The organism is Bdellovibrio sp. ZAP7 (assembly GCF_006874645.1).
Classification (GTDB): domain Bacteria; phylum Bdellovibrionota; class Bdellovibrionia; order Bdellovibrionales; family Bdellovibrionaceae; genus Bdellovibrio.
The window spans coordinates 3,307,681-3,328,337 of record NZ_CP030082.1; the positions used below are offsets into that span (position 1 = coordinate 3,307,681).

18 protein-coding genes are annotated in these 20,657 nt (G+C 45.1%); all 18 read right to left on the minus strand.

What is annotated here, in order from left to right:
* Positions 1 to 4: 4 nt before the first annotated feature.
* Entirely contained in the window at positions 5 to 1,804 is a 1,800-nt protein-coding gene (gene lepA, locus DOM22_RS15885) for a translation elongation factor 4 (RefSeq protein ID WP_142701317.1), read from the minus strand.
* A gap of 82 nt (positions 1,805 to 1,886) precedes the next feature.
* A complete protein-coding gene (metK, locus tag DOM22_RS15890) occupies positions 1,887 to 3,050 on the minus strand; it encodes a methionine adenosyltransferase (RefSeq protein ID WP_142701318.1) in 1,164 nt (387 codons plus the stop codon).
* A gap of 115 nt (positions 3,051 to 3,165) precedes the next feature.
* Positions 3,166 to 4,476, minus strand: coding sequence for a sensor histidine kinase KdpD (locus DOM22_RS15895; protein ID WP_142701319.1), 1,311 nt, complete (start codon positions 4,474 to 4,476; stop codon positions 3,166 to 3,168).
* A 70-nt stretch (positions 4,477 to 4,546) separates the two neighbouring features.
* The gene (gene hpf / locus DOM22_RS15900; RefSeq protein ID WP_142701320.1) at positions 4,547 to 4,897 is read right to left on the minus strand and encodes a ribosome hibernation-promoting factor, HPF/YfiA family; all 351 of its coding nucleotides are present in this window, start codon (positions 4,895 to 4,897) and stop codon (positions 4,547 to 4,549) included.
* A 262-nt stretch (positions 4,898 to 5,159) separates the two neighbouring features.
* Positions 5,160 to 5,723 (minus strand): 5'-nucleosidase, encoded by a 564-nt coding sequence (locus tag DOM22_RS15905; RefSeq protein WP_142702264.1) that lies wholly within the window; start codon positions 5,721 to 5,723, stop codon positions 5,160 to 5,162.
* A gap of 16 nt (positions 5,724 to 5,739) precedes the next feature.
* The gene (locus DOM22_RS15910) at positions 5,740 to 6,237 is read right to left on the minus strand and encodes an adenine phosphoribosyltransferase (RefSeq protein ID WP_142701321.1); all 498 of its coding nucleotides are present in this window, start codon (positions 6,235 to 6,237) and stop codon (positions 5,740 to 5,742) included.
* 269 nt (positions 6,238 to 6,506) lie between these two features.
* Positions 6,507 to 7,949 (minus strand): RNA polymerase factor sigma-54, encoded by a 1,443-nt coding sequence (rpoN, locus tag DOM22_RS15915; protein WP_142701322.1) that lies wholly within the window; start codon positions 7,947 to 7,949, stop codon positions 6,507 to 6,509.
* Positions 7,950 to 7,977: 28 nt separating this feature from the next.
* The gene (gene lptB, locus DOM22_RS15920; RefSeq protein WP_142701323.1) at positions 7,978 to 8,700 is read right to left on the minus strand and encodes an LPS export ABC transporter ATP-binding protein; all 723 of its coding nucleotides are present in this window, start codon (positions 8,698 to 8,700) and stop codon (positions 7,978 to 7,980) included.
* Positions 8,697 to 9,710, minus strand: a complete 1,014-nt coding sequence (lptC, locus tag DOM22_RS15925) for an LPS export ABC transporter periplasmic protein LptC (RefSeq protein WP_142701324.1) — start codon at positions 9,708 to 9,710, stop codon at positions 8,697 to 8,699. The genes lptB and lptC overlap by 4 nt, the downstream gene beginning before the upstream one ends.
* Before the next feature lie 18 nt (positions 9,711 to 9,728).
* Positions 9,729 to 10,328, minus strand: a complete 600-nt coding sequence (locus DOM22_RS15930) for a biopolymer transporter ExbD (protein ID WP_142701325.1) — start codon at positions 10,326 to 10,328, stop codon at positions 9,729 to 9,731.
* Complete coding sequence (locus DOM22_RS15935) at positions 10,328 to 10,804, minus strand: biopolymer transporter ExbD (RefSeq protein ID WP_142701326.1); 477 nt, start codon at positions 10,802 to 10,804, stop codon at positions 10,328 to 10,330. Before DOM22_RS15935 ends, DOM22_RS15930 begins: the two co-directional genes overlap by 1 nt.
* Before the next feature lie 28 nt (positions 10,805 to 10,832).
* The gene (locus DOM22_RS15940) at positions 10,833 to 11,549 is read right to left on the minus strand and encodes a MotA/TolQ/ExbB proton channel family protein (RefSeq protein WP_246845691.1); all 717 of its coding nucleotides are present in this window, start codon (positions 11,547 to 11,549) and stop codon (positions 10,833 to 10,835) included.
* Between the two features lie 49 nt (positions 11,550 to 11,598).
* Positions 11,599 to 13,857: an AgmX/PglI C-terminal domain-containing protein gene (locus tag DOM22_RS15945; RefSeq protein ID WP_142701327.1), complete on the minus strand. Its 2,259-nt coding sequence runs from the start codon at positions 13,855 to 13,857 to the stop codon at positions 11,599 to 11,601.
* On the minus strand, positions 13,854 to 14,126 hold the full coding sequence (locus DOM22_RS15950) for a hypothetical protein (protein ID WP_142701328.1): 273 nt from the start codon (positions 14,124 to 14,126) through the stop codon (positions 13,854 to 13,856). The genes DOM22_RS15945 and DOM22_RS15950 overlap by 4 nt, the downstream gene beginning before the upstream one ends.
* Positions 14,127 to 14,150: 24 nt before the next feature.
* Positions 14,151 to 15,008, minus strand: a complete 858-nt coding sequence (locus DOM22_RS15955; protein ID WP_142701329.1) for a tetratricopeptide repeat protein — start codon at positions 15,006 to 15,008, stop codon at positions 14,151 to 14,153.
* The gene (locus DOM22_RS15960) at positions 15,008 to 18,232 is read right to left on the minus strand and encodes a tetratricopeptide repeat protein (RefSeq protein ID WP_142701330.1); all 3,225 of its coding nucleotides are present in this window, start codon (positions 18,230 to 18,232) and stop codon (positions 15,008 to 15,010) included. The genes DOM22_RS15955 and DOM22_RS15960 overlap by 1 nt, the downstream gene beginning before the upstream one ends.
* 5 nt (positions 18,233 to 18,237) lie before the next feature.
* Entirely contained in the window at positions 18,238 to 19,815 is a 1,578-nt protein-coding gene (locus tag DOM22_RS15965; RefSeq protein WP_142701331.1) for a lipopolysaccharide assembly protein LapB, read from the minus strand.
* The gene (locus DOM22_RS15970) at positions 19,812 to 20,651 is read right to left on the minus strand and encodes an outer membrane beta-barrel domain-containing protein (protein WP_142701332.1); all 840 of its coding nucleotides are present in this window, start codon (positions 20,649 to 20,651) and stop codon (positions 19,812 to 19,814) included. Before DOM22_RS15970 ends, DOM22_RS15965 begins: the two co-directional genes overlap by 4 nt.
* Between the last annotated feature and the right edge of the window lie 6 nt (positions 20,652 to 20,657).

Genomic DNA, 20,657 nt, shown 5'->3' on the forward strand with positions numbered 1-20,657 from the left:
GATGCTAGTCCTCTACTTTCAAGATCGCTAAAAAGGCTTCTTGAGGCACGTCGACAGAACCGACTGCTTTCATGCGCTTCTTACCCTCTTTTTGTTTCTCTAAGAGCTTACGTTTACGTGAGATGTCACCACCATAACATTTGGCAGTAACGTCTTTTCTGATCGCCCCTTGAGTTTCACGAGCAATAATTTTCGAACCAATAGCCGCTTGGATATTGATTTGGAACTGCTGACGAGGGATCAATTCCTTCATCTTCTCAGTCAGTTTACGACCACGAGTCACTGCTTTTGATCTGTGAACGATCAACGACAAAGCATCGATCGGTTCAGAGTTGATCAAGATATCCAATTTCACTAAGTCAGCTTCTTCAAAGCCCAAGAATTCATATTCCAAAGACGCATAGCCCTTAGAAATTGATTTCAAACGGTCATAGAAATCCATAACCATTTCATTCATTGGAAGTTTGTATTCGATGATCACTTTCTTTTCGTTTACGTACTCCATCTTAAGCTGCGCGCCACGTTTGTCTTCGCAAAGCTTCAAGATTCCCCCGATATACTCAGTGGGAGTATGCAACGTCACCTTGACGTAAGGCTCTTCAAATTTTGCAATTGTCGATTCATCCGGCATTCCTGATGGATTTTCCAACATCAAAACTGTGCCGTCTGTTTTAGTGATTTGATAAACAACCGTCGGAGCTGTTGTAATCAAATCAAGATTGAACTCACGCTCCAAACGCTCTTGAACGATTTCCATGTGAAGAAGACCCAAGAAACCGCAACGATAACCAAATCCAAGAGCTGCTGATTTTTCAACTTCGAAGGACAAAGAGGAGTCATTCAAGCAAAGCTTATCCAAAGCGTCTTTCAAGCTTTCGTATTCTGAAGCAACAACTGGGAAGATGCCGGCGAAAACCATTGGCTTGATTCTTTGGAATCCCGCCAAAGGCTCTGTCGCTGGATGTTTTGCACCCGTAACAGTATCACCTACTTTAACGTCACGGATATCTTTGATACCGCAGATGATAAAGCCCACTTCACCCGCCTCAAGAGTATCTTGCGGTGCAGGGAATGGTTTGTATTTACCCATACGCAAAACTTCATAGTCACGATCCGTGGCCATGAATTTGATTTTGTCGCCTTTTTTAATTGTTCCGTCCATCATACGAACTAGAACAACAACACCTTGATATGCGTCGAACCAAGAGTCGAAGATCAAACCACGAGGAGTCAGTGTTTTATCTGCTTTGGGTGGAGGAACTTTTTCAACGATCGCTTCGAGAATATCAGTGATACCAATTTTTTCTTTTGCAGAAGCGTGAATGATTCCTGTTGTATCAAGACCTACGGTGTCTTCGATTTGTCTTGCAACGCCTTCTGGATCTGCAGATGGCAAATCGATTTTGTTTAAGACAGGAATGATCTCTAGATTATTTTCCATCGCGAGATATACGTTCGCGAGAGTTTGCGCTTCAACCCCTTGAGCAGCGTCGACAACTAAGATCGCGCCTTCACAAGCAGCCAAAGAACGAGAAACTTCGTAAGAAAAGTCCACGTGCCCCGGAGTATCGATCAAGTTGATCTGATACATGTTGCCGTCTTTAGATTTGAAATCTAAGCAGACAGTTTGAGCTTTAATTGTGATCCCACGCTCACGCTCAAGTTCCATGTTGTCCAAAAACTGTTCTTTCTTTTCACGATCGGAAAGGGAACCAGTTGCTGAAAGAAGACCATCCGCCAAAGTTGATTTGCCGTGGTCGATATGAGCGATAATTGCGAAGTTACGTATAAACTTAGGATCCATTGGCGCCATTATTATAAAAGAAGCGCCGAGTTGCTAGAGACAACTCGGCGCAATGATTAATAAATTTCAAATCTTAGAGAGACTAAACTAGGCCTTTAACGGCTGCTTTAAGTTCTTCAACTTTATTTAGTTTTTCCCACGTAAAACCTTCTTCAGTTCGACCGAAGTGGCCATAAGCTGCTGTATTCGAGTAGATTGGTCTCAAAAGGTCCAAATCCTTCGTAATACGAGCTGGGCGCAAGTCAAAGACTTGGCGAACTGCTTTTTCAAGCACTTCAGAGCCCACTTTGCTTGTTCCGAAGTCATTCACAGAGATCGAAACTGGTTCTGCTACACCAATTGCGTAAGCAACTTGAAGCAAGCAGCGATCCGCCAGACCTGCACCCACGATGTTCTTCGCAATGTGACGAGCCGCGTAAGCCGCGGAACGATCCACTTTAGAAGGATCTTTACCAGAGAATGCGCCACCGCCGTGTGCACCGTGACCACCGTACGTGTCCACGATGATTTTACGACCTGTCAAACCAGCATCACCCATTGGACCGCCTGTTACGAAGCGACCTGTTGGATTGATATAGAATTTTGTCTTAGCGTCGATCCACTGAGCAGGGATTGATTTTTTGATCAACTCCTCAGTGATGAATTCTTTGATTGTTGCGTTGGAAACAGACTCTGCATGTTGAGTAGAGATCACAACAGCGTCGATACGTTTCGCGATACCGTTTTCGTATTGAACAGTTACTTGGGATTTAGCATCCGGACGCAACCAGTCCACTTTGTTGGCTTTACGGATCGTCGCCAAGTCTTTCACAAGCTTGTGAGACATAGCAATGGAAAGAGGCATCAATTCAGGAGTTTCATTAACTGCATAACCGAACATCAAACCTTGGTCGCCAGCACCTTGATCGTCGGACAAAGTCTCTTTAACACCAACTGCGATGTCTGGAGATTGTTGGCCAACTGCAACCGTCACTGCGCAAGTTTTGTAGTCAAAACCTTTATCAGAGTGGTCGTAACCAATACGTTTAACAACATCACGAGCGATTTCTGAAAAGTTCACTTTTGCAGAAGTCGTGATTTCACCAGCAACAACGATCAAACCTGTTGTTAGCAAAGTCTCGCAGGCAACGCGACCTTTAGGGTCTTGAGCCAAGATAGCGTCCAGAACGCCATCTGAGATTTGATCGGCCATTTTATCCGGATGACCTTCAGAAACAGATTCACTCGTAAAAAGATAGTTTTTCACTTCTTATTTTCCTTATCGAGAGGATTGCCACACCCTAACCGGGGCAGAGTGCAACTAGGTTTGTTTGACGACATTTTAAGTCAGATTCGCAACCTATCAAACTCGTATTTGGGGGTCAACTGATTGCCGGAGCCTTCTTAAGGAAAAGGCTAATACGCGTCCCTTTGTTCTTAGGATCGATATGACTGCAGACGCTGTGAACTTGAAGACGACCGTGTGCCTTATCGAGATAGTGCTTCATGAGTAAAAGTCCAAATCCTGTGCCCTTTTCACCCCATGTACCCAATGTGGACGCTAAGCCCCCCACACTCTCCCATTGCAAAATTCGTTCAGGGGGAATCCCTACACCGTGATCACGAATGACAAGCTCAAACTCGCTGCCATGGGAAACACCGCTGACTTCGATCTTGGCACCTGGCGAACTAAACTTGATCGCATTGGAAATGGCGTTATTCACCACTTGGGTTCTTAAACTTATCTCGTCACCAAGAACATGAATATTGCGGATATCAGGATCGACTTCCAGCACGATTTTTTTTTCGCGCAGACGCTCCTCGAACAAAGCTCCTACGGAATCTAAAAGATTGCCGACTGAAACTGGTAGAATGTTCAAAACGACACGCCCCGAATCAGCGGCATCAAAATAGCGCGCATTTTCCACGGTCTGACGAATGTTTGCGATCGTTTTTCGCGAATGGTTCAGTTCAGATTCTAAATTGGGATACTGCTTGATTACGCGGCTTTGAGTAAATTCGATAGAAGCCAAAGGATTCAATATATCGTGAGTAATGGCGCGAAACAGCTGACGGATCTGCATGTTTTTGGCGGAAATTTTATTATGATAAAAATAACCGAGCTCAATGAAGAACAAGGTGAAACCACCAACCAAACCGATCAGCCCCAGGCCCACCATGAACTGAGCGACAACTCGCCCGTCAGCCGTTAGTTGACTTGCTGGAACCAGACGACTCGTCTGCAAAAAGAACATCAACATGAAATCCATGACACAAATAAAGATCCACGCCAGAGCATGGGTTTTATTGGTTAAAATGCCCACGATCATTGGCAGCACCGCAAACCAAATCAACGTCGGCGAATAAAATCCCCCCGTGTAATAAGAGAAAGAAAACTGAAAGACCATTCCCGCAGTGACCATCGTATACACGGAAAAAACCATCGAACGCGTGGTCTTATAAAGGACCGGACATAATGCATGAATGGTGGAGCACGCAAAGCCGATGATGGCGAGCTCTTCGCTTGTAATCAGGAAGATAGCTAAGAAGCTATACATCCACATTAGCATTCCTGTAAGCACCGTGATGATAACCAAAAGACGATACTTGTAAGATCTCGTCAGAGCATCATCCTCAACCACTGAGGAAAACAACCAGTTACCAATTAAAGGACTCACCTCAGGCATTTTCATGAGGTCATTAAACAACAAAAGGTGGTTTCAAACCACCTTTTGTTGAAGTTAATCGCTTAAAGAGAACTGCTTAAGCGGCTTTACGCACGCGCAGCATTTGATTCAGACGGCCTTCCTTGGAAAGCTCTGGTTTTTTATGATCTTTGAACATTTTAGCGGTTTTCAAGAATTGCTTTTCAAGCTTTTCCACGCACGAGTCCACGGCCGCATATACATCCACACTAAATGAAGATGCTTTAAAATATTTTTCTCGGGTGTTTACCGAAATCTCCACACAGAATTCATTCTTGGTTTTACTAAAATAAACGGCTCCGTACCCATCCCTAAGCAGAAACTGTCCGATTTCTTCCATACGCTGTTCCGTATATTCAACAAGTGAATCGGAGTGATCAAGATGCTTAAAGGTTGTGTTCAATTTCATTATTCTCTCCTCCAGCCCCTTTCAAGGCCTTAGTTTCTGTGGGTCCCCAGCACGCTTTCAGATAAGTTTATTCAAGGCGCCGAGGAGGAAGCTGTACTTCTCGTACCGCGACGACGAGCAACGCGGAAGAAACTTATCTGAAAGCGTGCTACATTAAGCTTATCGGGTCGACTGGACCAAAGATGAGCTCTATATTGAGAACCGGAGAGAATAATTTACGGTTAATTCAATTTCTCATTTTGAGAAATTAAATTTTCCCGGATTAGGCTGGAGCATTGTCGTCAGAAGCGACCATTCTCTTATAAAAATACAATAATTTCTTAGCACCTGGGAGGAGATTAGCGGCCCAATCATTGTGCGCATTATGATCCGCCCCATCAGTGATGTATTTAAGCGAGATCAGTTGCACACCCATTTTGCGACAAACCTTAGCAATGGCATAACCTTCCATATCGACAAGATCACATGGCAATTTCGGAGTACCTGTCTCGAAATTATCCCCAGTACTGCAGATTCCGTGAGGCAACTCACCGAAATAAGGAATCAAATCAATAGAGCCCGGAATGGGATCAAAGGGAGTCTCCCCCACTTTGAAGCCCAACGGTGTGATATCCATATCTCTTTGAACGAACGAGGACACTTCAATCAGTTCGTGAGTTTTAAACTTTGAACTCCCTGCTGTCCCCAGATTGATAATCACTTTACATTTGGTTTTATGAATAACATCCATGGCCGTCAGAGCCGCGTTTACTTTACCAATACCGGTATAGTGCACGGGAATATTTTCGTTTTCGAAAACATTCTGAGATTCATGGGGAAGAGCCATCAATACTGCAACGTCTTTAATATTGAACAAGGGAGTAGACCTCTTTACCGTTAAATTTCATTTGATTCAGGAAGGTTAAATTCACTAAAACCGCCACGGCCTGAACTGTATATCCAGCCAGTGAGCTTAAATCAATAGCCGCCTGCAAAGTCCCGCCAGTCGCCAAAACGTCGTCTACAATCATTATATTTCCACCACCAACCGGAAGCTCGATTTCCGCAGTGCCGTACTCAAGTGCATAAGAAATTCTTTTAGTAGGAGGAGGCAATTTTCCAGCTTTACGAATCGGCAAAAAGCCTTTTCCATGAGTCGCCGCCATATGTGACGCCAAAATAAACCCACGAGATTCAATACCGGCGAAATACTGAATTTGAGAAAGATCCACACCATTCACGAGATTTTTAGAAACAAAATGCAAAGCATCGGGATTCTGCAAAAGCGGAGACATATCCCGAAAAAGAATGCCTTCTTTAGGAAAATTAGGAACATCTCTGATAAGCTTTTTTAAATCCACAGACCACTCTCCCTCTAAAACGGAGCAAAATTAAACAACATGGGCCCAAATCTCAACGAAAAATGCTTTCTTCAAGCAAAGAAAATACACTGGCCACCAGGCACAGCCGTATAATACAGCACCAAAACCGAGTTCCACAGCAAATTCTGAAAAGCTTAACTAAGGCAAAACACCATCGAGCTACCCCAAAAACACGAAGTCCCCGCACGTTACCGAGCGAGGACTGTCCGAGAGTTTTGGTGCTGTATTATACGGCTGTGCCGGGTCGACTAGAAGTACTTCTTCCTTTGCGAAGAAGGAAGGATCTTCAAAACGTCGCGGTATTTTGCAACCGTTCTTCTGGCGATTTGGATTCCGTCGACCTTTAACATATCCACGATCTTTTGGTCCGAAAGCGGATTCTTAGGATCTTCTTTGGAAACAAGGTCTTTGATTTTCACTTTGACTGATTCACTTGCCAATGAATCACCGTCGCTTGAGCTGATCCCTGAATTGAAGAAGTATTTCAACTCATAGATACCTTGCGGCGTGTGAACGTATTTGGCTGTCGTTACACGGCTGACCGTTGATTCATGCATTCCGATGTCGTTCGCGATATCGCGTAAAACCATCGGTTTCAAATGCTCTGAACCTTTTTCAAAGAACTCGCGTTGATGTTTTACGATCGACTCGGCCACTTTGTAGATAGTTCTTTGTCTTTGGTGAATGGACTTAATCAACCAAACAGCAGAGCGCAATTTTTCCTGGATATAATCCTGAGTTTTATCGCCTGTTGTTTTGCCGGTTTTCAGCATATTTTTATAGAAGTTTGAAATCTTCAAACGCGGCAAACCGTCTTCATTCAAAGACACGACGTAATCATCGCCGACTTTGTAAACATAAACGTCTGGAGTGACGTAATGCGTGTCACTGGCCATAAAAGCGCGACCTGGCTTAGGATCCATCGCATAGATGATCTTACACATGTCGACAACGTCTTCGATATCACGCCCCAAAGCTTTAGCAATGGCTTCGTAATTTTTCTTTTCAAGATCTTTTAAGTGATTATTGATGAGGTTGACCAAATCGTGGGTGTCTTCTTCCAAGTGTTTGGCTTGGATCAATAGACACTCTTTCAAATCACGAGCACCCACTCCTGGAGGATCGAATTCGTGAATCAGAGTCAGAGTGTCTTCCAAAAGATCTTTTTCGATCTTTTCTTCTTCAGCGATTTGTTCAATTGGAACTTTGAAGTAACCATCATCATCGATCGCGCCGATGATCGCATCCGCTGCGCGCTCTTCTTCTTCAGAAAAGCCATTCATCTTAACTTGCCAGTAAAGGTGATCGTGCAAAGTTTGAGACGCCGTGATGACATTTTCATAATTCATGATCTCTTCAGAACCCGACATACCGGACTGAGGAGGTTTTTGATTTTGTTCAATGTAAGATTCCCACTCGAACTCATCTTGTTTTTGTGGGTCTTGAGAGATCTGATCGTTTGTAGACTCTACAGAGCCTTCGCCAGCAACTTCGTCGGCTGCCTCTTTAGTGCGTTGGAGATCTTCTTCTTTAAGCTGTTCTGCTTCTTCTAGAATTGGATTTTCTTCTAGCTCTGAACGAACCGCTGACTCCAGTTCCATACGCGACATCTGCAACAATTTGATAGCTTGTTGCAGTTGTGGAGTAATGACCAGAGATTGACTCAGGTTCATGGTCTGTCGAAGAGCCATTGTTTACCTTTCTAAAAACGCACTAGCGTTACAGCCTAAAATTTTCACCCAGATAGAATTTACGAGCCAACTCAGAATTCGTGATTTCGTCAGCACTTCCGCTAACCTGAATCGCCCCGTCCTTCAGTATATAAGCATAATCGCAAATGCCCAAAGTCTCACGAACGTTATGATCCGTAATGAGAACTCCTATACCTTTGGCCTTAAGTTCGCGGATGATATTCTGGATGTCGCCGACCGCAATCGGGTCGATCCCAGCGAAGGGTTCGTCCAGCAAAAGGAACTTGGGTTCACCCGCAAGTGCACGGGCAATTTCCACACGACGACGCTCACCGCCTGATAAAGCGTAACCATAGCTGTCGCGGATGTGACCCACGCGAAGTTCTGAAATTAACAATTCCAGACGCTCAGCTCGTTGGGCCCCGCTGAAGCCATGCGCTTCTAAAGCCACGGTGATGTTCTCGGCTACCGTAAGTTTACGAAATATACTGGGTTCTTGAGCCAAATAGCTAAGTCCCACGCGAGCACGTCTATACATGGGCTCTTTGGTGATATCGTCCTCGTCCAAGTGGATGGTGCCTTTATCTGGCTGAACGATTCCTACCACCATATAAAATGAAGTGGTTTTACCCGCACCATTGGGACCTAAAAGACCCACGACTTGGCCGGATTCGACGGAGAATGAAGCACCATCAACGACTTTACGCTTTTTGAAACTCTTGGAAATTTCTTTGATGGTCAGGATGCTCATTTATCTTTGTTCTCCATCTTGGCACGCACTCTTTCAACCTTAACCTTTTTTCCGCCTTCAAGAAAGATGATTTCCTCACCACTCAGCTCGTCATTGTTTTGAATGACCTTAGGTTTTCCTTTAAAGACATACTTATTGGCAAGAAGGTCCAGGTTGACCACATCCGCCGTCGCAAATTTATCTGCGTCACTGACTTTTACACCGCCAAGAACGCTGATGGAGCTTAATAGATTGGCGCCTTTATCATAAAGGAAACTTGCCTCGGGCCCCTCGAGGCGCATGCCATCATAGTTCATGCGTACAGAGCCCAGAAATCTTGCCAAATTACTCTTACCACTAAATTCGGCACCATCAGCAACCACTTCAAAGCGCTTGCCGTCATTCATTGGTTTGGTCGCGGTCACTTTTTCTTTAATCAACATTTTCGACTGATCCACCAGAACTTGCATCGAACGTCCCTTTAGGACCATTCCTGCGCCCGTTTTATCGCGGGGACCTTCCATGTAAACATCTTCAGGGCTTTCAATCAGTCTTTTCACTGCTGAATAAGAAATACCTGGCGTCTTGAAAACATAGCCGTTTTCAGAGCGAGTCACGACATTGCCTTTAATATTGAGGTCTTTCGAATTCGAATCGATCGTACCCTCGTCACCTGTCGCAGTAAATTCAACTTTTTCTTTGTTATAGAAAAATACGCGGACTTTCTTAAGTTTCCAGTTGCCGCTGCCCTGACTGCCTTCGGCAGACTCAGAGAATAATTCCCAGTCACGTTGGCCCTTTTGGCTTTCCACCAAATGAACACCGCCCATCTTTTGTTCAGCGGTGGACTGTTTCTCTTTAGGGTCTTTACCCTGTTCTTCGAGCTCTTTTTTTCTTTTTTCTTGGAGTTCTACGCGAGCTTGAACTTTGGCGTCGTCGTCATGTTCAAGTTTTTTGGGGAAAACGATAAGAACCTCAACGAACAATAAAACGAGAAGTACTGCAAAGATGAGGTTCTTGAACTTAGCCATGGACCGATTCTACCCAAACTATTGGGTAGAAGTCGACTGGTTAGAGTTTTTGGTCACTGCGAAATTGATTTCTCCGGCACCTGCTTCCGTCACAGTGAACATAACCTTCTTCACTGTAAGGAAATCGATACCTTTATCGGCCTGAATAGTTACTTTGCTCCACGCATTAGCATCATCAGTTGTTTGACCTTTTGTTTGATCAACAGCATTTTTGATTTTGTTTTGCAGTTTTGCTTCGTAATCCGATTTGCTTTTTGCCAAAGCCAAAGTCAGCTGCTCTTTCAATTTAGGAATATTCCAATCATCCGGACCGGCTGCCTGGATTTCCTCAAACGTAGCCACAGTGTCTTTATCAAGAACGATTTCTTTATTGGAGATCGTTACAACGTGGGCTGGCTTCAATTCTTTAACACTGGATGCCTTTGGAAGAGTTACTTCTTTTGGCATGTACAGGATGTCCCCTGTCGTATTGTAGTTTTGAAGAAGGAAGATAACCAGAACCGTAAACATGTCGACCATCGCTGTCAAAGACAGAACTGCCGTCACGCCACGTTTCCCTTTTTTCTTACTCAAAATATTATGGTAGCGATGTCTCTCGCCCGGTCTAAAGATTGCCATTATTGAGGCGCTCCTGTTGCGACTGAAATCGCGCTAAATCCCGAGATCAGGCAATTATCCATTGCCTTGATCAATTGGTCGTATGGCAATTCATCTGCCATCGTCAGGATTGCATCCACTTTTTCTGGATAGATTTGTTTAACTCTTTGAAGTTGCGCAATGAGGCCAGCATCGTCAAATTGTCCGCCTTGCATTGGAAGACTGATGACTTGTTTCCCAACAGTTAAAACATAACCAACAGGCTTCACATCCACCTTCAACACCACATCCGCATTCGGAGGAGGAGTCGGACTTGGCTGAGTGTCGGATTTCTTACCGTACAAGGAACTTCCAATTTGAATCATAGAGATCTGAGTCCAAACGGCACTGATCAGGAGGAACGTAATAAGTACGCTCATCAAGTCGATGACAGGAACGAGATTCAACTCGATATTCTTCGCCCTGCCGCCTTTGCCACTCTCTTCTATGTGAGCCATGCTAAACCTCTAACTTTACCGTAAGTAATTAATCTCTGATCTTTTCTCTGTTAGCTACAACCAGATTCAAAAGACTCATGCTTGTCTCAACAACTTCGTTCTCTGTTTTTTGGATACGATGTTGGAACAAACCGTAAGCAACGATACAAACGATAGAAACCAAAAGACCAAACGCCGTACAATTCAAGGCATGCGAGATACCTTTTGAAAGTTCGATAGATTTAGTCGCTGGATCCGCCACCGCAACCGCACGGAAGGAACCGATCATACCAATGATCGTACCAAGTAGACCCGCAAGTACCGCGATGTTACCGAAAACTGCAAGGAAGGAAACCCAACCTTCAACTTTTGGCATCTCTCTCATAACTGCTGCATCCATCGCCACTTGAATTTCTTCATCGGGGCGTTTGTTCATAGCTTGCACAAGACCGGCTTTAACAGTGTTCGTCAAAGCTGCCGGGCGAGCGTCGCAATAAGAAATAGCCTGGCGAAGATCACCTGCTACAACCATGCGGAAGATTTGATCTGTGAATTCTTTTTTATCCACGTTCAAATTTTTAAGTTTCATGATTCTGTCTACGATCACGATAATCGACATGATGGCGATCGCCGCGATGATGTACATCACGATACCGCCCTCAGAGAATGCGCGTTGTAGGAAGTTCATATTGTCGCCTGCTGCAACCTGCATTGCTGCGTTAGTTGCTGACTGGGTTGCTGCTGCTGCTGCGTCTGTTGGGTTCACGAAATCTCCTCCTGTAGAGTAACTTTATTAATTTTTTAAACTTTAAATTCTATTGTTGGTTCAGAACGAATGGGTAAGCTTCGATCACTGCCACGAGACCTGCTGGAGGTTCCGGGAATGTCCAACTTGCCAAACGATCTCTGATACAGTTTTCAACACCTTTATCTCCAAGTGTTGAACTCTTCACTTTCACATTACGCGCCTGACCTTGAGCCACGATTTCCCATCCCAGGATAACTTTACCCTCAAGACGAGTGCCTTTGGCTTTCGTGTTCAAAGCTCTTTCGTAACAGCTTTTCACTTCATGAAGTTTCGCACGGATCACACGACGAATAGCTTCTTTGTCAATAGTGCCATCGAAAGACTCTTCCATACCGCCGCCTTCGATTGCCACTTGAGATTTCGAACCGAAACCCTCAGAAGCACCGTAAGCAGATTGGCCTGACCCACGACCTTTAGTTCCGATACCCGCGATACCTTGTGTCGCAGTCCCTTTACCACCCGCACCTGAGTCTTTGAATTTAGAACCTAGATCATCTCCGGCTCTGTTTTCATTGAAACCAGAAGTTCCTGTCGCTTTATCGGCCATACCCAAAACTTCACCCTGACCGGAATATGCCTGGTCAAGATTCTTTCTGTTACCACCGCCACCGAAGGCACCGAACAATCCGACTTTAGAAAGGTCTTTGTTTTTCGACTGCGCGTTCGCACTGGCAGTCTCACCCATCTTAACTGCGCCACCTTGACGAGTTGATGTGAACGTCTTTCTCTTGTCTTTCGTTTCTTTAGGAGCCACTTCACTTGCTTTAGCCGCCGTGGAAGCCTTTTGAGAAAGCTGAGGTTTGTTCTCAGGCTTTTTCTCTTGAGCTGCTTTATCCTTATCGTTCACGACAACTTTCTTAGGAGTTGGTGTCGGAGTCGGCTGTTGTACCGGAGTAGGAGTTGGCTCTGGTGGTTTTGGCGTAGGTGCTGGTGGAGGCGTCGGTTTCTTATCAAAGATAACCTGCGCAATACGCTGCACGTCCTCCTGCTTATTTTCCTGCCAGTCTGGAGTTGTTGCAGAGATATACAATGCAAGCAAGCCCACGATAACCAAAGACATCACCAAGCCCGTCAATTCAGAACCTGAAAGCATCACAGAAGTAATTGGTACAACTGGAGCTTGCGGAACGAAACGAACGTACAAGTGAATGTTGCCACCTGGTAAAGCCAGGCAAAGCATTTCATTTTGATCAACACGAACCGAATAACCGCCACCCGCTCTTGAAGCGCGACCGTTTTTCTCAAGATCTTCGATACCCACCAAACCAGTGGAGCCTACCATTTCGATCTTCATGTCGGCAGCTGTGTTTACTTTCAGGCCGCCAGCCATATCCAGGATCTGGAATCCTCTTGGCATGATCCCTTCTGGAAGAGCAATACTGTTTGGCTTGTCTTCACCCAGGTTCACATGAACGGATTGATTGCCTTTGAAATTGTACGTGTTCAGAATGCGTTCCTTCCAGGCAACGATCACTTGAACAGTCGGACCTTTTCCAGGCTTCAAATATGTTTTCAAATCTTGAATTTCACTTGCCGGAGCGAAAGTCTTAACTTTCTTTTCCTTTTTAAATGAAACTTTTCCAGCACGAATCTCCGGACGAGTCGGGGCTACTGCTGTTGGCGTTGCCATCGCAGGAGCTGCAGCGACCGGAGCTGCCGTTGCAACTGGTGCAGCAGCAACTGGAGGTGCTTTTTCATCGATCTTAGGAACTTCTGTTGGAATCGAAACTTTCACTTCTTCTTTTTTATCTACTGCTGGAGGTGGCGGAGCAACTGGCTCTGCTTTTTGCACAACAGGTTCAGCAGGAGGAGGCATTGGCGCTGCCACCGCTGGAATCGAAGTCAAAGTTACTTCCTGAACCGGTGGTGGAGGCGCAACTGGTGCTGCGGCCGGTGGAGCCACTGGAGGCACAGCAACGGCTACATCTTCCAATTTTTCTTCACCCGGAGGAGGTCCTTTAGGTTTCGGCACACCCAGGAAAAACACGATTTTAAATGGACCGACAGTCACTTCATCGCCAGAAGCAATGCTTTCATCAAGAACGGCCTGACCATTTTTGAATGTACCTGTTGAAGATCCCAAGTCGCAGATGTAATAGCCAGCGTCCCGTCTTTCTAAAAGACAGTGAATTGGCGATACTCCATCACCATCAAGGTCGACGTGAACCTCTTCAGAGTGACCAATTACGATCTGATCTTGATCGAACTGCTTCACTCCAACAAGTTGGTTATCTTTAAAGATTCTGAATATTAACGGCGATCTCAATTACTACCTCGAACTCGCTGGATGTCTTCTGCTGATTTTCTCATCTCAGGGATGAAATTCTCTCTAAGTTTGATCAATCGTTTATAATTGAAATTCTTCTTTTGGAAAAGGTACGACAACTCAGGCTTCTGAGTGCCGCCTTCAACCAATTCATCTTCGAAGTTAAGCGTTGCTTTACGCTCTTTTTTGGCAGCTTCTTGCGCATTTGCAAAACTACAAGCCAAGGAAATAAGTCCGAGCAATGATATGTATTTTAAAACTTGCAACATGATGCTACTCCCTCGAGGATTCACTTATTTTAAACCTGCTTTGGCCTTGTTTTCCAAAGCATTTATTCGATTACTCGACCCTGTCGGCCCACCTACAAACTTTAGTCTGCTTATAACTTCGAGCCCGTCTTTATATTTTTCCATTTTATCGACCAGAAGAATAGCATAGTTCAGAATTGCTTCGCGGTTGTTGCTGTCGTCTTTGACGACTTTCTTGTATAGGTCGGCGGCTTTGTCGTAACTTCCCGTAGCAGTCAAAGCGACTGCATAATTGTTCAACACGCGCGGATCACGCACACCTTTGCTGTAAGCAACCTCAAGAGCCAACAGACCCTTCTTATAGTCCTTTTCCTGAACATAAATTGATCCCACGTTCGCGGATGCTACTGGATCAAGACCATTGACGGACAATGCTTTCTTGAAAGATTTAATTGCTTCACGTCTCTCATTTTGGGCCAATTGAACGACTCCAAGATTTGAATAAAGTTCGGACATGTTTGCATTCGCCCCAATCGCCTTGCTTAAAAGGTAACGGGACAAATCAAAACGACCTTTTTTGAAGTGATACATCGCCAGTGCATTCAACGCTCTTGCATCACTTCCATTTTGCGCCAGGATATCCGTCGCTGCACGATAGATACCTTCGTCATTCTGCGACTTAATAGCCGAATTAAGACTCGAGTATTGAGACGACGCGACTGGAGCTGGCTTTACTTCCGGCTCATCGTGTTTCGCCCCCTTTGGCGCTTCTTCTTCGTGCACAGGAGTAGGAGCATCAGAAACGCCCTCCATCCCCATTGAATCTTCAGAACTTTGATTCGCTGTCGGAGCAGAAGAACAAGCAGCAATAAAAAGGACTGTTAACAATAGATACTTTTTCATTATTGACCCATCCAATTCACCAGACGAAGTTCAGAACCAACTTCACCACCGTTATAGTAGTTCACTGGATCCACTTTGCTCATATAATCCAAAGCCGCACGGTAGGCTTCGTTGTAGGCTTCAAGCTCCCAAGCGCGATCCACACAGGCTTTATAGCTGTCTTTGGCTTTGCCGTTAAACGGAGCCGCGAACTGTTCAACTCCCGCTTTGTACTGTTTTGTCTCTTCCGCGTTCAGACCTGCTGGAAGTGGGGCATTGATAATCGTTTGCGCCATGTTGGAATTCGCATCACCCAACAACGCCAGAGAACTTACAACTTCTTCAGCACTGTCGTACTTGATCACGTCGACCAATTCGCCAGAAAGCTTCGTCAACAAGCCGATTTTTTTATCAGCCGCTGCTTTTTGTCTTGCCGGATTGTTCGGGAATGTAACTGCGCGCATTTCTTTGAAAGTCATCAAAGCATCCGCAAATTTCAACTTAGCTGCGTAAGAAGCGCCTGGGCCTTTTTTGTTTGGCGCAAATCTTCTTTGAATCGCCAATGTTTTGCCGGCCCATTCTTTGGAGCGAGTGATAGCCCCCACTTCTTTGGACAATTCGTAAACCCAGTAAGCACTCTCCACGACTTTTTCCTGATCACGACCACCCGTTTCTACGTATTCCATGTAGTTACGGATTGCCGCACCTTTTTGATCTGCCTTACGGTGGATCGTCGCGATGCTATAAAGAACTTCCACGTTCTCGCTGCGTTTCTTGTTCATTTTAGTAAACTCTGTGTAAGCACGAATCGCTTCATCCCCACGTCCAAGAGCTTCATAAAGAACCGCGGCATTAAACATCAAGTTCGGAGAAAGAGGATCTTTTGGAGCTTCCTGTGCAAGTTGCTTGTACAGTCTTGCTGCTTCCTCAAACTGAGCGGAATCTTGATATTGTTTTGCCAGGAATCGACGAACCTTAGGTCTCAACTTTTCAGCTTCTGGATCTTTTGAAGCCAATACACCTTTATAAGCCGCGATTGCCAAGCCATTTTGACCGGCGCGCTCATAGTTGATACCTGCATTGTACATCGCTGTCGTCGCCAAGTTGGAAGTCGGATTTGCCTTCGCGAAAGCCTCGTAAGCTTGAGCGGATTCAGCAAAGCGCTTTTGACCTTCTAGATCCTGACCTTTTTTGAACGAAGCCTTTTCCATGATTCCACGGATGTCTTTACCCACTGGAGACGCTGCGATTGAAGGTACAGATAACATCTCTGCTCCGACTTTCTCTAGCCCCGCATAGTCTTTCTTCAAGTTGTAAATATCCAGGATCAAGTTCGCCGAGTACTCAGAGTACTTGGATTTAGGATTGTTCTTAACGATATCGCGGAACACCTTTACAGCTTCATCGAAATGATTCGATTGGTAATACAAACGACCGATACGGAATTTAATTTCCGGAGTTTTTTCAGACTGCGGGAATTTACCAACGTACCAAGTTCCGGCTTTGATAAAGCGATCCACTTTTGGATCCAATGGGATCGGATCCAAAGAGTTCCCAACACGTTTTTGCATCTCTGCATCTGTCGGAATCGTTTTCTCAACTGCTAAGATCAAGTTCTGTGCCGCTTTAGGATAGAACTTGCTTGTCGGAGCTTTCTCAGCAACCCATTGGTATTGCACGAAAGCTTCGTCGTAACGTTGCATATCGTATAGCAACTCCCCGTAGTAGAAGTGCATATCGCCAATAACCGGAGAATCACCAAATTCACTCAAATAAAGCTTATAACCTTCGTTGGCTTGCGTTTGAGAGAATTGCGCACGAGAGTTTTGAGCTGTCTGATGCTGTTGCAAGATATAGTTACGCAAAGTTGTTTCGCGCAATTTATAAGAGCTATCCATCAGTTCTTTATTCTTATTATTAGCTGCGTACCAATCGCTGCCTTTACCGTAGTCTTTTACCCAGCCATATAGTTCGTCTTTAAAGCGAGATGTATTCTTCGCATAAAAGAAGTTCTGTACGATTTGGTACTGGAACTCGAAAGATTTAGGCGATGTCGGGTTGCGTGCGATCAACAGTTTAAAGATCTCACGAGACGCATCTTTATTACCGCGAGCTTGATACTGATAAGCCAGCTTCTCCAGATACTGATCGCTGCCTTGGCCAATCAAACCATCGAAATAGTTTGCCGCATTTGCAGGGTCACCACCCTCAGCATAGAATACAACCAAGTCACGCATTGCTTCGCCTTCTAGACGAGTGCGGTTAACCGCTTTACCAGCAACTTGTTCTGCTTCTTCCTGACGGCTGCTTTTAATGATGTATTCAAGATATGCAAGACCTTGTTGGACTTTGCCCAAACGGAACAAACACCAACCGCCCTTGTACATCGCGAAAGTATGCAAACGGTGCTTTTTTTGCTTGATCAAGAATGTGTATTCTCTGTAAGCATCTGCCCATTTTTCATTTTCAAAGTAGTATTCACCCAAAGCGAAATGCGCTTCACCCACGTATGTGGAGTTCGGATAACGTTTTGTCAGGTCTTCGTAAAACTGAGCACCTTTTTTTACGTCGCCCAATTCGAAATAGTTATAACCCAGGAAGAACAATGCCTGCGGCATTTTTTGATCTTTAGGGAAGTCACGTTGGAACCATTCATACAATTGAACAGCTTTACGATTGTAATCGCGGGCTTCTTCCAGTTCCAAAACCGGTTTACGGTTGGTTTTCTTTTCCTGAAAGGCGCGAAGTTTCGCATCGTACTCATCTTGCTTGCGGGAGTCTACGATACTGGATTTTTCAACATACAACTCTGCCAAACGCAGCCACAATTCACCGCGGTTCGGGCTGGTTTTGAATCTTTGGGTCAGCTTATAAAGCTCTTGAATCTGTTGGTCCAAAAGTTTTTCGTACTGAGCTTTTTGGTCTCCGCTTTTTGCGCGGGATTGCATGATCTCAGAAGAACGAGGCGGTTTTACGGCAGAAAGATTAACTTGATTGCCCTGAGTTGCGAAACCCATGTTGGCAGTCGGAAGTGCCGTGGAATCTTTCTTAACCTTGGCATTTTCACGGTCAGCTTGAGCTAACAACTCACCGACAGTTCTTGCACGAGAAGGCGCGGCTGCCGGAGCGGCCGCAGGTTTCGCTTTTCCCTTTTTCGGAGGAGCTGCATACACTGGCGCTACGGAGCCTGTAACCAGTGTCGTAACTAAACTTGTAACAAGAAGCTTGTGCCTATTAAATTTCATAGTTCCTACTCGCAACTTTGTTTGCCCAGATAGTGATAGTTTCCGATTTCATCCAACCAGAACTCACCCTGGAACGGATAGTATTGGAAGCCATTTTCGATATAGAACTTACGATTCACATTATCGTCAATTTGCTCGCCAAGATCTTTACCAGCGATTTTCTTTTTAACAGTTTCTTTTCTTCCGTTGATCATTTCGTAACGGATGAAACCAGCTTGTTCGTAAAGATCATGAAGCTCTGTGCGCATGTTCAACAAATGCACTTTCATCATGTCGCCGATTGCAAGCTTGGTATTTTTCGAACGATTTGCCAGGATCTTCAAAGAGTACTGACCCAAAGCAGACGCACGGAACGTAGGGCTCCCCTCGACGCGGGATTTTTCCTGGTTCAAACGAGCCAGATAGTTCATCGCACGCTTCACGTCACCCTGATCCATGATGTTACGAAGAACGATGTATGGAAGGTGAAGATTCGCAGACTTATCAGTGGTCTTGATGATTTTTGCTTTCTCAAGTTCCTGATAGTAATAAGTGTTGTCGTTCGTGCTCTTAATGAAGTTACCGATTTTCGCACGTACCGGTCCATATGTCGTCTCGAACAAGTTCAAGACCTTTTCCATCTCATCGTACTTACAGATGTAAAGGTATACGATCGAGCGTAAAAGTAAACTCTCCGGCATATAAAAGTCTTCATAATATGCCGAGTGGAGAGTTTGGAAATTACTCATAGCGGAACGAAAACGGGCTGCACGAAGCATTGCCCAAGACTGTTCAAAGATTGCATCATGCCATGCCAAAGTGTCACGAGGGACCTGAGAATACGCTTCGATAGCTGCATCCCAGTCTTTCTTTTGATAGTAAGCACGGGCCAAAGCCAATTGCGCCTGAACTTTATTCGTATCTGTCACCGGAGCCGCCGCACGCGCATCAATCATATTTTGGAAAACAGTGATGGCTGCTGGCACTTCATTTGATTCAAGTTCTGACAAACCACGATTGTATAATGCCTGGAAGTAGTAAGAGCTGTTTGCTCCCACGCGACTGAACATATCGATCGCTTTAGGATACTCTCTGTTACGACGTTGGATTTCTCCTAAGCGGTAGTAAACCATGTCTTTTTGACTTGCCGGGATGGAGTTCAAATCCACACGAGAGATCGCGTAGTTCATAATCGTATCGTCGCCCAATCCATCGGCCACGATCGCAAGTTTTTCAATTGCAGGCTTAGAATAGCGAGGATTTCCAGAACGAATTACATCCACGAATTGGAAAGCGGCAGTTTGATAAAGCTTCAACTGCATCAACATTGTTCCCAGGATGTATTTGATCTGTGGACGCTCCGCTGCCAACTCCGGCTTTCTTGCCAAAGTGAACAGGTTATTCGCTGCTGCTGCATACTGACCGTTTTGGGCCATTTGCAAAGCTTTAGACAATTGCTGTTTTGCGTTCGGTGGTGCCACTGCTCTACGTTGCGTTGGAGCTTGAGCCGCACGTTTCGCAGGAGCAGCTTTTTTCGTCTGCGCCTCTGATACGACCGGCGTAACCATACTTGTTGCGATCAAGAGTAATAGTAGTTTTCTCATCGGTATGTTGCCTCCGGAAAGAACCAGCTCACGCCTACAGTTAAGAACAAGTTGTTAAAGCTGTTATTAGATTTGTGGGATCCGATAACATTGCCGCTGCCATCTTTTTCTTTGATGGTCACGTTGGCATTATAGAAATTCCAGCTGAAGTCCCAACGGAATGCTACGGACTTCGTCAAAGAAAAGATCTGTCCGGCAGCCACGTGGACCGTTCCAGAACTTTCACCTGTGGATGTTTCAGTCATCCCGTAACCACCCGAGAAATACAGGTCGAAAGGAATGATACGGTTGTTGAACCAAGTCATTTTACCGTAAATAGGCGACCACATAAGATCGGCACCGATATAGGATTTAGGATATGCCAAGCTCTCAGTCGAAACACCATTGTTCGATTCAAGTTCACGAGTCGATTCACGTTGTGCCGTCGTCAAACCAAAATAGTTCAACTCCACACCCCAAGATTCAGTCAGGAAGTACCCCGCCTTAAGAACACCACCCATTGTGTTAAAGAATGGGTCATTGGTTACGATGGTACCGCCACCAAACAATTCGAAGCGGCCTGTCTTAGGCATGAATCTTTTTTGAATGATCGAGATCTCTTGAAATGGTGCAAGATTCGCAAGGCCTTTAAAGTCAGTGACATTCTTTTCATCATCACCAGCATAATTTTTCGCTGCTGCTGAATTTTCAATAGTCTGCCTTTTGGGAGCCGAGCGGTTTACTTCTGTTTCAATGCTGTCAACATCATCACCGCCACCCATATCCTGAGCTTTTGACAAACCCGGAGTCAGCATTGCGGAGATCAGTAAGAATGCGAAAAGTTTTTTGTTCAACATCTTTCA

Bases quoted from the DNA above. Each gene is read 5' to 3' on its own strand.
- lptC (WP_142701324.1), bottom strand. From the start codon at position 9,710: ATGGCTAAGTTCAAGAACCTCATCTTTGCAGTACTTCTCGTTTTATTG.
- rpoN (WP_142701322.1), bottom strand. From the start codon at position 7,949: ATGGCTCTTCGACAGACCATGAACCTGAGTCAATCTCTGGTCATTACT.
- lepA (WP_142701317.1), bottom strand. From the start codon at position 1,804: ATGGATCCTAAGTTTATACGTAACTTCGCAATTATCGCTCATATCGAC.
- lptB (WP_142701323.1), bottom strand. From the start codon at position 8,700: ATGAGCATCCTGACCATCAAAGAAATTTCCAAGAGTTTCAAAAAGCGT.
- DOM22_RS15960 (WP_142701330.1), bottom strand. From the start codon at position 18,232: ATGAAATTTAATAGGCACAAGCTTCTTGTTACAAGTTTAGTTACGACA.
- DOM22_RS15965 (WP_142701331.1), bottom strand. From the start codon at position 19,815: ATGAGAAAACTACTATTACTCTTGATCGCAACAAGTATGGTTACGCCG.
- DOM22_RS15970 (WP_142701332.1), bottom strand. From the start codon at position 20,651: ATGTTGAACAAAAAACTTTTCGCATTCTTACTGATCTCCGCAATGCTG.
- DOM22_RS15905 (WP_142702264.1), bottom strand. From the start codon at position 5,723: ATGGCTCTTCCCCATGAATCTCAGAATGTTTTCGAAAACGAAAATATT.
- DOM22_RS15935 (WP_142701326.1), bottom strand. From the start codon at position 10,804: ATGGCTCACATAGAAGAGAGTGGCAAAGGCGGCAGGGCGAAGAATATC.
- DOM22_RS15955 (WP_142701329.1), bottom strand. From the start codon at position 15,008: ATGAAAAAGTATCTATTGTTAACAGTCCTTTTTATTGCTGCTTGTTCT.
- hpf (WP_142701320.1), bottom strand. From the start codon at position 4,897: ATGAAATTGAACACAACCTTTAAGCATCTTGATCACTCCGATTCACTT.
- DOM22_RS15895 (WP_142701319.1), bottom strand. From the start codon at position 4,476: ATGAAAATGCCTGAGGTGAGTCCTTTAATTGGTAACTGGTTGTTTTCC.
- DOM22_RS15930 (WP_142701325.1), bottom strand. From the start codon at position 10,328: ATGGCAATCTTTAGACCGGGCGAGAGACATCGCTACCATAATATTTTG.
- DOM22_RS15950 (WP_142701328.1), bottom strand. From the start codon at position 14,126: ATGTTGCAAGTTTTAAAATACATATCATTGCTCGGACTTATTTCCTTG.